Genomic DNA, 14,253 nt, shown 5'->3' with positions numbered 1-14,253 from the left:
ATGTTGCGGGGGCCCTGTGGGAGCGGGCGTGCCCGCGAAGAGGCCGGCACCGATGAAAAACTGCCCATGAGGTATCCCCCGTGACACCCGCCATGCCTGACCAAGGCGCCGCCGGCATCGCCACCGCCGTCGCCGAAAGCGTGCAATACCAAGGCCGCAAGACTGCCCGCCAAGGCAGCGAACAGCGTCGCCAGTTGATTCTCGATGCCGCCATGCGCATTGTCGTGCGCGATGGCGTGCGCGGTGTGCGCCACCGGGCAGTGGCCGCCGAGGCCGGCGTGCCATTGTCGGCCACCACCTACTACTTCAAGGACATCGAGGACCTGCTCACCGATACCTTTGCCCAGTATGTCGAGCGCAGTGCGGCCTACATGGCCAAGCTGTGGGCAAACACCGAGGTGGTGTTGCGCCAGTTGCTGGCACAGGGCGATGGCAGCCCGCAGGCCCGGGCGCGGCTGGCTGACGAGGTGGCGCGCATGACCGCCGACTACGTTCAGCGGCAACTGCTGAACCGCCGTGACTTCCTGATGGCCGAGCAGGCCTTCCGCCAGGAAGCATTGCTGTGCCCGCGACTGGCCGAGCTGGTGTGCGCTCATGAACAGATCCTGCTGCACGGCACCCGGCAATTGCTGCAGGTCGTGGGCTCGCGGCAGCCGGAGCAGGATGCACAGATGTTGACGGCGATTATCGAGCAGTTGGAATATCAAGGCCTGCTCAAGCAAGCGAATGCGCAAGCCGATGGGCAGATGCTCGCTATGCTTACCCGATACCTGCAACTGGTGCTGGCATCGGCCTGAGGCGAGAACGACCTTTTCAAGGAGAACCTGATGAAAGCCTGGCGTGTGGTGTTGTTGACTTTGTCATTCCTGCTGCTGGGCGGTTGTCTGGTGACCTTCCATGAGCCCTTGCCCAGCAACCAGGCAGCGCCCAAGGCCCTGCTCGGCAAGTGGAGCAGCAAGGACGCCTGGGGGGAGCCGCTGAAACTGGTGATCAGCCGTAGCGGTGGCGACGCCTACAAGGCGGTGGCCACGGCCAAGGGCAAGGCCCCTGAAGAGTACGTGTTCACCGTGTCACGCCACGGCAACCGCTGGTACTTGTCGGCTGGCGTGCCCAAGCGGCTGGGTGGCAATTTCCTGATTGGCGGCTTCGACATCGTCGATGGCAAGGAACTGGTGGTCTACAACCTGGACGTCGAGCAGGTGCAGCAGGCGGTGGACAAAAAGGAACTGACCGGGCGCAGCACCGAAGTGCCGGACGACAACGGCGACGGCGTTCTGATCGACAGCCCGGCAGCGCGGGTGCTGGCCTACCTGGACGACCCGGCCAACTCCGACCTGTTCGTCGAAGTGGCGCGGTTCCAGCGCTCGGGCAAATGACCGTGTTGGCGTCTTCGCGGGCTTGCCCGCTCCCACAGGTATTTCACAGGTATCTGATCCTGTGGTGTCCCTGTGGGAGCGGGCAAGCCCGCGAAGACGCCGGTACAGGTTTCGTGTACTAGAAAGGAGTCCCCGGTGGACGAATACCAGCAAACCATCCGCGCCCTGTCCGACCGCATCGTTGCGGCACAGACGCCTATTCGGGTCCTGGACGCGGTGAAGTGGGACGACAACATCCGCCAGGGTTTTCTCAAGGCCAAGGGCAAGGAGCCGCCGGCGGTAGATCGTGCCTACTACCAATCGCGCCCGCTGTCGTTCGACTCCAGCGCTGTCAAGGCCGAGTTCCAGGGCATCGAGCGCGACATCATTCGCCAGCTGGGCCAGTTCAACCCGGTCGGGCAGATCATGAAGCGCATGTGCCGTGAATACCGCATGGTGGTGCGCATGCTTGAAGCGCGCGGTACCGAAGACTTCGGCCTGATCTCCCAAGAGCTGTATGGCGCCGCCTCGGATGCCTTCCACGCCGGTGACCCGACGCTGGCCGACCTTGGGCTGATGCTGTCGGACTACCTGAACAACATCGATGGCCGTGGTGACCTCAAGGATGAGCCAAAGAACCTCACCGCCAAGGAAGCCGTGGAGATCCTCCAGCACCGGCTGAACAAAGTGTTCGGCGAGGCCGAGGGAACCATTCGTGTGTTCGAGTCAGACGGCATCGTCGCTGACGCCGCAGCCGGTGCCGACTACATCAAGGTGCGTGCCGATGCCATGTTCAACACCCGCGATGTGCGCGCCCTGGAGGTGCACGAAGGGTTGGTGCATGTCGGGACCACGCTCAATGGCCTGAACCAGCCGATCTGCACCTTCCTGGCCAAGGGCCCGCCCTCGTCGACGGTAACCCAGGAGGGCCTGGCCATCCTCATGGAGGTGATCGCCTTTGCCTCCTACCCCAGCCGCCTGCGCAAGCTCACCAACCGCACCCGAGCCATCCACATGGTCGAGGAGGGCGCAGACTTCATGCAGGTCTACGGTTTTTTCCGCGAGCAGGGCTTCGAGATGGCGCAGAGCTACAGCAACGCCAGCCGGGTGTTCCGCGGGTCGGTGCCCAACGGCTTGCCATTCACCAAGGACTTGTCCTACCTCAAGGGCTTCATCATGGTTTACAACTACATTCAGTTGGCCGTGAAGAAGGGCAAACTGGAACAGATCCCGTTGCTGTTCTGTGGCAAGACCACCCTGGAAGACATGCGCACCCTGCGCCAACTCGTCGAGGAAGGGCTGGTCGAGCCGCCCAAGTACCTGCCCGAACAGTTCCGCGACCTTAACGCGCTGTCGGCCTGGATGTGCTTCTCCAACTTCCTCAACCACCTGAGCCTGGACCGTATTGAAGCCGACTACGCGAACATTCTCTGAGAACTGCCGCCTGCTGGTCCTGGGCCTGGTCCTGCTGAGCCTTGGCGGCTGCAGCAGCCTGCTGTTCTACCCCGAGCGTGGTCAGGCCTTCACCCCTGAGCGGGCCAAGCTGGAATACCGCGACGTCACGCTGACCACTGCTGATGGCATCCGCCTTCACGGTTGGTGGCTGCCGGCCAAGGCCGGGGTCGAAGTCAAGGGCACGGTGCTGCACCTGCACGGTAACGGCGGTAACCTGCCTGGGCACCTGGGGGGTAGCTACTGGCTGCCGGAGCAGGGTTACCAGGTGTTGATGATCGATTACCGCGGCTATGGCTTGTCTCAGGGCCAGCCGAGCCTGCCGGAAGTGTACGAGGACATTGCCGCAGCCATGGCCTGGCTGGAGCAGGCGCCCGAGGTCCGGGGCAAGCCGTTGGTACTGCTGGGGCAGAGCCTGGGCGGTGCCATGGCCATTCATTACCTGGCGGCCCACCCCGAGCAGCGTCAGCGTTTCAGCGCCCTGGTGTTCGATGGTGTGCCGGCCAGTTACCGCGCGGTAGGGCGCTTTGCGCTCAGCACCTCTTGGATGACCTGGCCGTTACAGGTTCCGCTGTCGTGGCTGGTGCCGGACGGCGACAGCGCGATCCACTCGATCGAGCAATTGAGCAGTCCGCCCAAGTTGTTTTTCCACAGCATCGACGACAACCTGGTGCCGATGGACAACGCCATCCGCCTGTATCAGCACGCGCCACCACCGCGGGTGCTGCAACTGACCCGAGGGGGGCACGTGCAGACCTTCGCCGACCCTACCTGGCGCCAGGTCATGCTGCGATTCCTCGATGACCCCAGCCATTTCAACGGCCTGCGGCGGCTTGCCGAAGTGCCCAATTTCCCTGACGAGAAGAACAAGCAATGAGTGAAGAACGCAACGCCATCCCGCTGATCCTGACCGGCGTCGGCAGCATCATCGTGACGGTGGGGGCTTTGTGGTATTACGGTTATCTGCATTTTGCCAAGCCTGAAGATGCCCTGCTGCTGCAGGATTTCACCATGCTCAAGACCATCCCCGGCGAGGACTACAAGGTATCGCTGGACCCGGCACCGCAAGTGGCCCAGTGCGTCGATGGGGTGCTGGTGCTGTTCGACACCCAGCAGAAAGGCCTGACCGGCGTGCTGGTGGACAACCGCAAGCGTGCGGTGCGCTGCATGGGCGAGGAAACACCGCAACAGGTGCGGTGAGTGTTCGGCGCAGCATTTTGGGCGCCCGCGAGATCGAGCGCCGCCCGCGCGGCGCATCGCGAGCAAGCTCGCTCCTACATCTGTTTCGGGCCAGTTACGCCTGTGACAGACGCGCGCGACCGCCTTGTTTGTACGACGCGATATCGCGCTATGCACCAAGGCGTTCGCGCGCCAACCCCACAGGCATAATTGGCCCGAAACAAACAGAAAGGCCTGACCGACGTGCTGGTGGACAACCGCAAGCGTGCGGTGCGCTGCATGGGCGAGGAAACACCGCAGCAGGTGCAGTGAGTGTTCGGCGCAGCATTTTTGGCGCCCGCGAGATCGAGCGCCGCCCACGCGGCGCATCGCGAGCAAGCTCGCTCCTACATCTGTTTCGGGCCAGTTACGCCTGTGACAGACGCGCGCGACCGCCTTGTTTGTACGACGCGATAACGCGCTATGCACCAAGGAGTTCGCGCGCCAACCCCACAGGCATAATTGGCCCGAAACAAACAGAAAGGCCTGACCGACGTGCTGGTGGACAACCGCAAGCGTGCGGTGCGCTGCATGGGCGAGGAAACACCGCAGCAGGTGCAGTGAGTGTTCGGCGCAGCATTTTTGGCGCCCGCGAGATCGAGCGCCGCCCGCGCGGCGCATCGCGAGCAAGCTCGCTCCTACATCTGTTTCGGGCCAGTTACGCCTGTGACAGACGCGCGCGACCGCCTTGTTTGTACGACGCGATATCGCGCCATGCGCCAAGGCGTTCGCGCGCAAATCCCACAGGAATAATTGGCCCGAAACAGATGTAGGAGCGAGCTTGCTCGCGATGCGCCGCGCGGGCGGCGCTCGATCTCACAGGCGCCACAACATTATCGGCGAACAAAGAAAAGCCCCGCCTCAATCGCGGGGCTTGTCCTTTCAGCGTTCCAGCCTTACCGCTGAGCCTGGCTCACCGAGCGTGGTGCCACCGGCTGGTTGTCGTTGGAGATGGTCACCTCCACCCGACGGTTCTGCGCACGCCCCGAGTTGCTCGAGTTGTCCGCTACCGGGTACTCCTTGCCATAGCCTTGCGAAACGATACGCGCCGGATCTACCCCGGCACGTACCAGTGCCATGCGCACGCTGTTGGCACGGCGCTCGGACAGTGTCTGATTGTAGTTGGCCGAGCCGACGCTGTCGGTGTAGCCCTCGACGATCACCTTGCGTTCCGGGTTTTCCTGGAGGAACCGCGCCAGCTTGGTGATGTTCGGGTAAGCGCTGCTCTTGAGTTCGGCCTTGTTGAAGTCGAACAGTACATCGCCGAAGGTCACCAGCGTTCCGCGGTCGGTCTGCTTGGCGTTGAGGCTCTCCTGCAGCTTGGCTATCTGCGCGTCGCGGGCATCCAGCTTGGCCTGGGCGCGCTGGGCCGAGGCGTTCTTCAGTTCAGCTTCGGCAGTGCGCAGGGCAATGGTCTGCTTGGCCACTTCGACGCGCTGGTTGGTCAGGTAGGCCAGTTGGTCGACTTTCTTCTCGTCTTCACGGTCCATGTAGGCCTTGTCGGCTTTGTTCAGCCAGTCCTGGGCGTCCTTGGTCTCCAGCGCCGCGACCTTGCTCGCTTGCGGATTGCTCTGCAGCGAAGAGAAGTTGGTGCGGGCCGCTTCCAAATTGGCATTCGGATCGTGCGAGCAGGCAGCAAGACCGACGCTCAGGGCCAGCAGGGCGGGAATCATGACGTGTTTGCGCATAGTGTTCATCCTTTGATCGTGTGCGAAGGCTAAGGTTGGCGGGGCAGGGCTCACTGAACGCTGCGCAGGCCTTCCTCACGTACGTCCTGAACGCCCTGGCGGGCATCCTGCACGGCCTTCTGGGCTTTGGCTGCCTGGGCCTTGCGTTCGGCGAGGCGGGCATCCCATTCGGCCTGTTGGGCCAGGCGCTTGGCCTCGTCGTACTTCTTGTCGTGCATGGCGATTTCGGCTTGCTTGAACTTGTCCTGAGCCGCCTTCATTTCCACGGCGGCGAACTCGGTACCGCCGGCGCTGACGGCGGAGTTCACGGCGGACTGGGTAACGGCATACTGCTCGGTGGGCGGATTGCCCGCACAGCCGGCCAGGACCAGGCTACTGCCCAGTGCCAGCGCGGCCAGCTTGAACCCGCGCACATGAGTGGATGACAGTTTGCTAGTGCGGGTCTTCATGGTGGTCAGTTCCATTGGATCACTCCTGATAACGACGATGTCCGTAGCAGTCCATCGCTCAATCCCTGACAAAACCGCGCGCTTCAGCTCAACGGTGCACGAGGGCAGTGTGCAGGGTTTTAGCGTGATGGCTATTGGCTCCGACTCGGACGTTTTTCGAATAGTTCAGAAAAAAGCGTCGTAATCGGATAACTATTTCTGACTGATCGGTCAGTGCGATTAGTCTGGAACTTTCTCAGGCTGAAGCGGTATTCCGGGCCTTGAGCAGGCCCGGAACGGGGGAGCGGACGGTTACTTGTCGCTGTCGACTGTAGCGTTGCTCAAGTTATGCAGGTGTTGGCGGGACAGGGAGAGAAAGCGCGGCGTAGGACCAACGTCTTCGTAAAGTGGGTCACCCTCTTCGTCAGTGGCGATGACCTGGCGGCCCTGTACATAGGGGAAGCTGGCCTCCAATTCTTCAAGGGCGGCTGCGACCAGTTCGCCGAGCAGTTCTTCGGCCGTGCGTTTGGGGTACATGTCGATCAGCGCGGCCAGGCGCGCCTCGGACTCCAGGTCCAGGTGCAGGACATGGCCCGTACGGCTGAGGGTGCCGGCGGCATTCTGTTCCCAATGCTGGGCGAGTTCACGAATTTTCATGATGACCTCTGTTGACGCCTGGAAAGGCTGCACTGCATGGGAGTGCTGTGCTTTCACTTTAGTTTGGTTTGGCCGATCACGGCTTGCCATCGTCGCCCGGCTATGGGCACTCTTGGGGGATACCGCCCCCCCTGTAGGAGCGGGTTTACCCGCGAACACCGGCAACGCCGGTGCCAGGCACCGCCTTGGGTTATTCACGGGTTAACCCGCGCTTGCACAGGGCGCGCTGAGGCTGATAGGGATGCAACGGAGAGAGCGCCAATGACCGATATCGATGTGCGTTTGCGTGAAGATGTCCATGTGTTGGGCGAACTGCTTGGCGAAACCATTCGCCAGCAGCATGGCGATGCGTTCCTGCAGAAAATCGAGGACATCCGCCACAGTGCCAAGGCCGACCGCCGCGGCCCTGGTGAGCAACTGAGTTCAACCCTGGCGGACTTGGCCGAAGAAGACCTGCTGCCCGTAGCGAGAGCCTTCAACCAGTTCCTCAACCTGGCCAACATGGCCGAGCAGTACCAGTTGATCCGCCGCCGCGACGCTGACCAACCCGAACCTTTCGAAGCGCGGGTACTGCCCGAACTGCTGGGGCGCCTGAAGCAGGCCGGCCACAGCAACGACGCCCTGGCCCGGCAACTGGCCAAGCTCGATATCCAGTTGGTGCTCACCGCACACCCCACCGAAGTGGCCCGTCGCACGCTGATCCAGAAGTACGACGCGATCGCCGGCCAACTGGCCGCACAGGACCATCGTGACCTGACCGCGGCAGAACGCCAGCAAGTGCGCGAACGCCTGCGCCGGCTGATCGCCGAGGCCTGGCATACCGAAGAAATCCGCCGCACCCGGCCTTCGCCGGTAGACGAAGCCAAGTGGGGTTTCGCAGTGATCGAGCATTCGCTGTGGCACGCCATCCCCAGCCACCTGCGCAAGGTCGACAAGGCCCTGCTGGAGGCCACTGGCCTGCGGCTGCCGCTGGAGGCCGCGCCGATCCGCTTTGCCTCGTGGATGGGTGGCGACCGTGATGGCAACCCCAATGTGACGGCTGCCGTCACCCGCGAAGTGCTGCTGTTGGCGCGCTGGATGGCCGCCGACCTGTTCCTGCGCGATATCGACGCACTGGCCGCCGAGCTGTCCATGCAGCAGGCCAGCGACGCCCTGCGCGCACAAGTCGGCGACAGTGCCGAACCTTACCGCGCAGTGCTCAAGCGATTGCGCGACCGCCTGCGTGCGACACGCGCATGGGCGCAGTCGGCCTTGACCAGCAACCAACCGGCCGGTGCCGACGTGCTGGTGGAGAACTGCGAGCTGATCGCGCCGCTGGAGCTGTGCTACCAGTCACTGCACGAATGCGGCATGGGCGTTATCGCTGAAGGCCCGCTGCTTGACTGCTTGCGCCGTGCGGTCACCTTCGGCCTGTTCCTGGGCCGCCTGGACGTGCGCCAGGACGCTGCCCGTCACCGTGATGCGCTGACCGAGATTACCGATTACCTGGGCCTGGGGCGTTACGCCGACTGGGATGAGGAGCAGCGCATCGCGTTCCTCCAGGCCGAGTTGAAAAACCGCCGGCCCCTGCTACCTGCGCATTTCAAGCCGCAAGCGGACACCGCCGAAGTGCTGGCGACCTGCAGGGAAGTGGCCGCTGCACCGGCCGCCTCGCTGGGGTCTTACGTCATCTCCATGGCGGGGGCCGCCTCGGATGTACTGGCGGTACAACTGTTGCTCAAGGAAGCCGGCCTGACCCGCCCCATGCGTGTGGTGCCACTGTTCGAGACCCTGGCCGACCTCGACAACGCCGGCCCGGTCATGCAGCGCCTGCTTGGCCTGCCGGGCTACCGCGCGGGCCTGCGCGGCCCGCAGGAAGTGATGATCGGCTACTCCGATTCGGCCAAGGACGCCGGCACCACGGCTGCTGCCTGGGCGCAGTACCGGGCTCAGGAAAACCTGGTGCGTATCTGTGCCGAGCATCAGGTCGAGCTGCTGCTGTTCCACGGTCGTGGCGGTACGGTCGGGCGAGGCGGTGGCCCGGCCCATGCCGCGATCCTGTCGCAGCCACCGGGTTCGGTAGCGGGGCGTTTCCGCACCACCGAGCAGGGTGAAATGATTCGCTTCAAGTTCGGCCTGCCGGGCATCGCCGAGCAAAACCTCAACCTGTACCTGGCTGCCGTGCTTGAAGCCACGCTGTTGCCACCGCCGCCCCCGCAACCTGCCTGGCGTGAGGTGATGGACCAGTTGGCTGCCGATGGTGTCCAGGCCTACCGCAGCGTGGTACGGGAGAACCCCGATTTCGTCGAGTACTTCCGCCAGTCGACGCCAGAACAGGAGCTGGGGCGCCTGCCGCTGGGCAGCCGCCCGGCCAAGCGCCGCGCCGGGGGTATCGAAAGCCTGCGCGCCATCCCGTGGATCTTCGGCTGGACCCAGACCCGGCTGATGCTGCCGGCCTGGCTGGGCTGGGAAACCGCGCTGACGAACGCCTTGGCCCGGGGGCAGGGTGAGTTGCTGGCGCAGATGCGTGAGCAATGGCCGTTCTTCCGCACTCGCATCGACATGCTGGAAATGGTCCTGGCCAAGGCCGATGCGCAAATTGCCGAGGCCTACGACGAACGTCTGGTGCAACCGCACTTGCTCCCTTTAGGTGCGCACCTGCGCGACCTATTGTCGCAGTCGTGCCAGGTGGTGCTGGGCCTGACCAGGCAGCCGGTGCTACTGGCGCACAGCCCCGAGACACTGGAATTCATTAGCCTGCGCAATACCTATCTGGACCCGTTGCACCGCCTGCAGGCAGAGTTGCTGGCCCGCTCGCGCAGCCGCGAAGCCGCTCTGGACAGCCCGTTGGAGCAGGCCTTGCTGGTGACCGTGGCGGGTATTGCTGCCGGGCTGCGCAACACCGGCTAAGGGCAAGCCCGGGTCATGCCTGGCGAGTGTCATACAGGCCCGGCACAATGTCGGGAAGGGTGGTTGCGCCGGGCGCAACCGCCTGCCCGGTCAGCCGCAAGTGGCGCATTCCTGCAACTTTGGGACGCTTGTCTGGCTGCCGGGCGCTGTGTATCTTGAGCAGCCTTCTGACCGATTTATGGTCATACCCGATTTTCCGGACTTGGCCCTGGTTGCCGAATCCATTGAATTTCATAAAAAAATTTGAGGAGCACAAGATGCGCGTAATTCTGCTGGGAGCTCCCGGGGCCGGTAAAGGTACTCAGGCAAAGTTCATCACCGAAAAGTTCGGTATTCCACAGATCTCCACCGGTGACATGCTGCGTGCCGCCGTCAAGGCCGGTACCCCGCTGGGCCTGGAGCTGAAGAAAGTCATGGATGCCGGCCAGCTGGTCTCCGACGAGTTGATCATCAGCCTGGTGAAGGAGCGCATTGCCCAGCCTGATTGCGCCAACGGCTGCCTGTTCGACGGCTTCCCACGCACCATCCCGCAGGCCGAAGCCATGGTCGCTGCCGGTGTCGACATCGATGCCGTGGTCGAAATTGCCGTGGACGACGAGGAAATCGTTGGCCGCATGGCTGGCCGTCGCGTGCACTTGGCCTCGGGCCGTACCTACCACATTCAGTACAACCCGCCGAAAGTGGAAGGCAAGGACGACGAGACCGGTGAAGACCTGATCCAGCGTGACGACGACAAAGAAGAAACCGTTCGCCATCGCCTGTCGGTCTACCACAGCCAGACCAAGCCGCTGGTGGATTTCTACCAGAAGCTGTCGGCTGCCAATGGCGGCAAGCCGAAGTACAGCCACATCGAAGGTGTCGGCTCGGTTGAAGCCATCACCGCCAAGGTCCTGGCAGCCCTGAGCTGAACCGGCGCCTGACGCACCTCGACAACGGCCCGCTTGCGGGCCGTTGTCGTTTGTAGGCCGCACAGCGGCCCCCTCGGGACACAACGCCGCTGCTGCTCTATACTGCCGCTCTTTTTCATTCGCACCTGGATACCCGTTCGATGACCACCCTGCTGGCCCTGGATACCGCCACCGAAGCCTGTTCCGTCGCGCTGCTGCATGACGGCAAGGTAACCAGCCATTACGAGGTGATCCCGCGCATGCATGCCCAGAAGCTGCTGCCGATGATCAAGCAACTGCTGGCCGACTCTGGCGTGGCACTGAATGCGCTGGATGCCATTTCCTTTGGCCGTGGCCCGGGCGCGTTCACTGGCGTGCGAATTGCCATCGGTGTGGTGCAAGGCCTGGCCTTTGCCCTCGAACGCCCGGTGCTGCCGGTGTCCAACCTGGCCGCACTGGCCCAGGGTGCATTGCGCGAGCATGGCGTGCAGCAGGTGGCAGCGGCCATCGATGCACGCATGGATGAAGTGTACTGGGGTTGCTACCAGGCCACGGCGGGCGAAATGCGCCTGGTCGGCCGTGAAGCCGTGTTACCGCCCGAGCAGGTGGCGCTGCCGGCAGGCAGCAATGGCGAGTGGTTCGGTGCCGGTACCGGATGGGGCTATGCCGAGCGCTTGGCGGTTCAGGTGGCCGCGAGCAACCCTGGCGCCTTGCCCAATGCCCTGGACGTCCTCAGCCTGGCCACCTTCGCCTGGGCGCGCGGCGAGGCAATCGTCGCCGAGCAGGCGCAGCCGGTTTATCTGCGCGATAATGTAGCCACGCCCAAGAAGCACTGAGTGCTGTTCGTCGGTTATCGCCGAACACGCTAAAACCTTTTTCGCGATCTGTGGTCCAGTTATCACTCAAGCATTAGCGACGGAACCCTGATGCTGCTAAATTGCCATCATTGGTCCTGAGTGCTCATGCCATGCGTATCGACGGTTTCTCATCGCAGTCCTACCCGCTCAAGCGCGCCTCGCGCAAAGCAGCGGTGCGTGACCAGGCCATCGACGATGCCGAGGTAATCGAGGAGGCAGAAGCCGCCCCGCAGGAAACCACTGCCCGCCGCCCTGGTGGTGGACTGCCAGCCCGGCAGCAGGACATGGTTTTCCCTCGTGCCCGTGACCGCCGTACCGCCACCGCACTGGCCAGCTACCTGAGCACTGCCGGTTTTAGCGACTGGGACATGGAAGTACTGGGGCTCGACCTGTACATTTGATGGATGAATCCGTCACCACTGCCTTACTTTCTCGGTTGCCCGTCGTGGAGCGAAAACGCCTGGCGAGACTACCTGTACCCCGCTGACGCTAACAGTAATCAAATGCTTGGCTTCTACAGTCAGGTCTTCAACGCCGTCGAAGGCAACACCACTTTCTATGCACGTCCCGCGCCCGGGACCATTGCCCGCTGGGCGCAAGTCATGCCCGAGCACTTTCGCTTCACTGCCAAGTTTCCGCGGGATGTCAGCCATGAGGGCGACCTGCGTGACCAGCTTGAGCCTGCCTTCGACTTCACCCGGCTGATGGCCCCGCTGGGCCAGCGCGTATCACCCTACTGGCTGCAGTTGCCGGCCCAGTTCGGCCCGGCGCGCCTGGGTGAGCTCTGTCACTTCCTCGATCAGATCGCCGTGCCGGTGGCCGTGGAAGTGCGCAACCAGGCCTTTTTTGCCAAGGGTGAGGAAGAACGCCTGCTCAATCGCCTGCTGCACGAACGCGGCGTAGAGCGCATCTGCCTCGACCCCCGTGCGTTGTTCAGTTGCACCTCGCGCGACCCTGCCGTGCTGCATGCGCAGTCGAAGAAGCCCAAGGTACCACCCCGTCCGGCAGCCTTCAGCCAGCATCCGCAGGTTCGCTTCATCGGCCATCCGGAACTGGAGGCCAATCAGGCCTTCCTTAGCCCTTGGGTAGAAAAGGTCGCCGCCTGGATTGAAGAAGGCCGCAATCCCTATATCTTCCTGCACACCTCGGACAATCGCCTGGCTGCGGCGCTGGCCCAGCGTTTCCATCAGCGCCTGATGGCGCGCCTGCCTGGCCTGGCACCTTTGCCGGAATTGCCGCGCGCCCCTGAGGTCGAACAATTGGGGCTACTCTGACCTTTCCCTGACTGCCGGAGGTTGAACCATGGATGTGCAAACCCTGCGAGCTGAGGCCTTCAAGGCGTTACACGAGCGCGAGGGCGCGTTCGTCATCCCCAACCCGTGGGATGCCGGCTCCGCCAAGTTGCTCGCCAGCCTGGGTTTCGAGGCACTGGCTACCACCAGTGCCGGCTTGGCCTTCAGCCTGGGCCGGCCAGACGCCGAAGGCGCCTTGAGCCTGGACGATACACTGGACAATGCCGGCGAGATCGTCGATGCCACCGCGCTGCCGGTGGCCGCCGATCTGGAAAACGGCTTTGGCGATTTGCCCGAAGACTGTGCCCAGACCATTCTGCGTGCCGCCGAAGTCGGCCTGGTGGGCGGCTCCATCGAAGATGCCAGTGGCCGCAGTGATGCGCCCATCTATGACTTCGGGCTGGCCGTGGAGCGGGTGCGCGCCGCCGTGCAGGCTGCGCGAAGCCTGCCGTTCCCGTTCACCTTGTGTGCCCGGGCAGAAAACCTGCTACACGGGCGCATGGACCTCGACGACACCATCTTGCGCCTGCAAGCCTATGCCGAAGCCGGTGCAGACGTGCTCTACGCCCCGGGGCTGCGTACCGTGGAGGAAGTCCGTGCCGTGGTGCAGGCAGTCGCACCGCGCCCTGTGAATGTGCTGATGGGCACGGCGGGCGTGCCGCTCAACGTCAACCAGTTGCAGGACCTGGGCGTGCGTCGCATCAGCGTCGGCTCCTCGCTGGCCCGTGCTGCACTCGGGGCCTTTCACCGAGCCGCGTTGGAAATTCGCGAAGAGGGCACGTTCGGCTATGGTGAGCAGGCAATGCCGTTTGCCCAGCTGAACGACCTGTTCCGCCGCTGATGCGGGCATTGCTGGCGCTACTGGTCGGCCTGCTGACGGTGGCCGGCCTGGCCTGGTACTTTGGCTGGCGCCTGCCTGCCCTGTGGAACCCCTGGGCGCCGCTGGACGTGCGCCAACCGCCCAACCTGCTGACCCCCTACAAACTGTCACGCTTGCGCGATGACCCAGCGCTGTGCCGGCAGGCGCTGGAAACCAGCCACCTGCGTTACCGGGCACAAGCCGACAGCCCGGCCTCGGCCAACTGCCCGCTGCAGAACGTATGGCGCATCGAGGGCGGCCAGGCGCGGTTGAGCAGCAGTTTTCTGGCCAGTTGCCCGCTGGCGGTGGCCTATGCACTGTTCGAGAACCATGGCTTGCAGCCGGCGGCGCAGGAGGTGTTTGGGCAACCGGTGACGCAGGTGGATCACCTGGGCAGCTTTGCCTGCCGCAATGTCTACCACCGTAAGCAGGGCCGTTTGAGCCAGCACGCCATGGCCAATGCGCTGGACATCAGCGGTTTCCGTCTACAGGACGGCCAGCGGATCGTGCTGGCGCGTGACTGGCAGGCGGGTGGGCAGAAGGCCGAATTCCTGCGTCGGGTGCAGCGGGTGGCTTGCGAGAGCTTCAGCACGGTACTGGGGCCGGATTACAACGCTGCGCACCGCAACCACTTTCACGTGGACATGGGGCGCTGGCAGATCTGTCGTTAG

At 63.6% G+C, this 14,253-nt stretch carries 15 protein-coding genes; 12 read left to right on the top strand and 3 right to left on the bottom strand.

Annotated elements, in window-relative coordinates:
• The first annotated feature begins 92 nt into the window (after window positions 1-92).
• The 5 genes from QCL51_RS19715 (at window position 93) to QCL51_RS19695 (ending at window position 4,007) form a co-directional block, all read left to right on the top strand.
• The gene (locus tag QCL51_RS19715) at window positions 93-797 is read left to right on the top strand and encodes a TetR family transcriptional regulator (RefSeq protein WP_003252210.1); all 705 of its coding nucleotides are present in this window, start codon (window positions 93-95) and stop codon (window positions 795-797) included.
• Window positions 798-827: 30 nt separating this feature from the next.
• Complete coding sequence (locus QCL51_RS19710) at window positions 828-1,376, top strand: hypothetical protein (RefSeq protein WP_021785891.1); 549 nt, start codon at window positions 828-830, stop codon at window positions 1,374-1,376.
• 135 nt (window positions 1,377-1,511) lie between these two features.
• Entirely contained in the window at window positions 1,512-2,789 is a 1,278-nt protein-coding gene (locus tag QCL51_RS19705; RefSeq protein WP_028698370.1) for a flavohemoglobin expression-modulating QEGLA motif protein, read from the top strand.
• Window positions 2,761-3,684, top strand: coding sequence for an alpha/beta hydrolase (locus QCL51_RS19700; RefSeq protein WP_053870523.1), 924 nt, complete (start codon window positions 2,761-2,763; stop codon window positions 3,682-3,684). Before QCL51_RS19705 ends, QCL51_RS19700 begins: the two co-directional genes overlap by 29 nt.
• A complete protein-coding gene (locus tag QCL51_RS19695; protein ID WP_021785893.1) occupies window positions 3,681-4,007 on the top strand; it encodes a hypothetical protein in 327 nt (108 codons plus the stop codon). Before QCL51_RS19700 ends, QCL51_RS19695 begins: the two co-directional genes overlap by 4 nt.
• A gap of 914 nt (window positions 4,008-4,921) precedes the next feature.
• Here QCL51_RS19695 and QCL51_RS19690 read toward each other — a convergent pair.
• The 3 genes from QCL51_RS19690 to QCL51_RS19680 all read right to left on the bottom strand — a co-directional run bounded on the left by QCL51_RS19690 (window position 4,922) and on the right by QCL51_RS19680 (window position 6,798).
• Window positions 4,922-5,713, bottom strand: a complete 792-nt coding sequence (locus QCL51_RS19690) for an OmpA family protein (protein ID WP_053870484.1) — start codon at window positions 5,711-5,713, stop codon at window positions 4,922-4,924.
• Between the two features lie 50 nt (window positions 5,714-5,763).
• Window positions 5,764-6,177 (bottom strand): DUF4398 domain-containing protein, encoded by a 414-nt coding sequence (locus tag QCL51_RS19685; protein ID WP_020190164.1) that lies wholly within the window; start codon window positions 6,175-6,177, stop codon window positions 5,764-5,766.
• Between the two features lie 276 nt (window positions 6,178-6,453).
• On the bottom strand, window positions 6,454-6,798 hold the full coding sequence (locus QCL51_RS19680) for a hypothetical protein (RefSeq protein ID WP_021785939.1): 345 nt from the start codon (window positions 6,796-6,798) through the stop codon (window positions 6,454-6,456).
• Between the two features lie 261 nt (window positions 6,799-7,059).
• Between QCL51_RS19680 and ppc the strand changes: the two genes are divergently transcribed.
• The 7 genes from ppc (at window position 7,060) to QCL51_RS19645 (ending at window position 14,253) form a co-directional block, all read left to right on the top strand.
• A complete protein-coding gene (gene ppc, locus QCL51_RS19675; protein WP_021785938.1) occupies window positions 7,060-9,687 on the top strand; it encodes a phosphoenolpyruvate carboxylase in 2,628 nt (875 codons plus the stop codon).
• 257 nt (window positions 9,688-9,944) lie between these two features.
• A complete protein-coding gene (gene adk / locus QCL51_RS19670) occupies window positions 9,945-10,595 on the top strand; it encodes an adenylate kinase (protein ID WP_004575467.1) in 651 nt (216 codons plus the stop codon).
• 140 nt (window positions 10,596-10,735) lie between these two features.
• On the top strand, window positions 10,736-11,410 hold the full coding sequence (gene tsaB, locus QCL51_RS19665; protein ID WP_021785936.1) for a tRNA (adenosine(37)-N6)-threonylcarbamoyltransferase complex dimerization subunit type 1 TsaB: 675 nt from the start codon (window positions 10,736-10,738) through the stop codon (window positions 11,408-11,410).
• A 131-nt stretch (window positions 11,411-11,541) separates the two neighbouring features.
• Window positions 11,542-11,832 carry a hypothetical protein gene (locus QCL51_RS19660; protein WP_101196213.1) on the top strand — a complete coding sequence of 97 codons (291 nt, stop codon included), beginning with the start codon at window positions 11,542-11,544 and terminating at the stop codon, window positions 11,830-11,832.
• Between the two features lie 3 nt (window positions 11,833-11,835).
• Window positions 11,836-12,705 carry a DUF72 domain-containing protein gene (locus tag QCL51_RS19655; RefSeq protein WP_021785934.1) on the top strand — a complete coding sequence of 290 codons (870 nt, stop codon included), beginning with the start codon at window positions 11,836-11,838 and terminating at the stop codon, window positions 12,703-12,705.
• Window positions 12,706-12,733: 28 nt separating this feature from the next.
• Entirely contained in the window at window positions 12,734-13,564 is an 831-nt protein-coding gene (locus QCL51_RS19650) for an isocitrate lyase/phosphoenolpyruvate mutase family protein (protein ID WP_028697075.1), read from the top strand.
• Window positions 13,564-14,253 carry an extensin family protein gene (locus QCL51_RS19645; protein WP_274101282.1) on the top strand — a complete coding sequence of 230 codons (690 nt, stop codon included), beginning with the start codon at window positions 13,564-13,566 and terminating at the stop codon, window positions 14,251-14,253. The genes QCL51_RS19650 and QCL51_RS19645 overlap by 1 nt, the downstream gene beginning before the upstream one ends.

Source organism: Pseudomonas sp. LTR0 (genome assembly GCF_036630035.1).
Classification (GTDB): domain Bacteria; phylum Pseudomonadota; class Gammaproteobacteria; order Pseudomonadales; family Pseudomonadaceae; genus Aquipseudomonas; species Aquipseudomonas putida_Y.
This window is presented reverse-complemented; position numbering and strand designations above follow the sequence as displayed.

Coding starts and splice junctions, on each gene's coding strand:
- QCL51_RS19715 (WP_003252210.1), top strand. CDS start 93: ATGCCTGACCAAGGCGCCGCCGGCATCGCCACCGCCGTCGCCGAAAGC.
- QCL51_RS19710 (WP_021785891.1), top strand. CDS start 828: ATGAAAGCCTGGCGTGTGGTGTTGTTGACTTTGTCATTCCTGCTGCTG.
- QCL51_RS19695 (WP_021785893.1), top strand. CDS start 3,681: ATGAGTGAAGAACGCAACGCCATCCCGCTGATCCTGACCGGCGTCGGC.
- QCL51_RS19690 (WP_053870484.1), bottom strand. CDS start 5,713: ATGCGCAAACACGTCATGATTCCCGCCCTGCTGGCCCTGAGCGTCGGT.
- QCL51_RS19685 (WP_020190164.1), bottom strand. CDS start 6,177: ATGGAACTGACCACCATGAAGACCCGCACTAGCAAACTGTCATCCACT.
- QCL51_RS19680 (WP_021785939.1), bottom strand. CDS start 6,798: ATGAAAATTCGTGAACTCGCCCAGCATTGGGAACAGAATGCCGCCGGC.
- ppc (WP_021785938.1), top strand. CDS start 7,060: ATGACCGATATCGATGTGCGTTTGCGTGAAGATGTCCATGTGTTGGGC.
- adk (WP_004575467.1), top strand. CDS start 9,945: ATGCGCGTAATTCTGCTGGGAGCTCCCGGGGCCGGTAAAGGTACTCAG.
- tsaB (WP_021785936.1), top strand. CDS start 10,736: ATGACCACCCTGCTGGCCCTGGATACCGCCACCGAAGCCTGTTCCGTC.
- QCL51_RS19660 (WP_101196213.1), top strand. CDS start 11,542: ATGCGTATCGACGGTTTCTCATCGCAGTCCTACCCGCTCAAGCGCGCC.
- QCL51_RS19655 (WP_021785934.1), top strand. CDS start 11,836: ATGAATCCGTCACCACTGCCTTACTTTCTCGGTTGCCCGTCGTGGAGC.
- QCL51_RS19650 (WP_028697075.1), top strand. CDS start 12,734: ATGGATGTGCAAACCCTGCGAGCTGAGGCCTTCAAGGCGTTACACGAG.
- QCL51_RS19645 (WP_274101282.1), top strand. CDS start 13,564: ATGCGGGCATTGCTGGCGCTACTGGTCGGCCTGCTGACGGTGGCCGGC.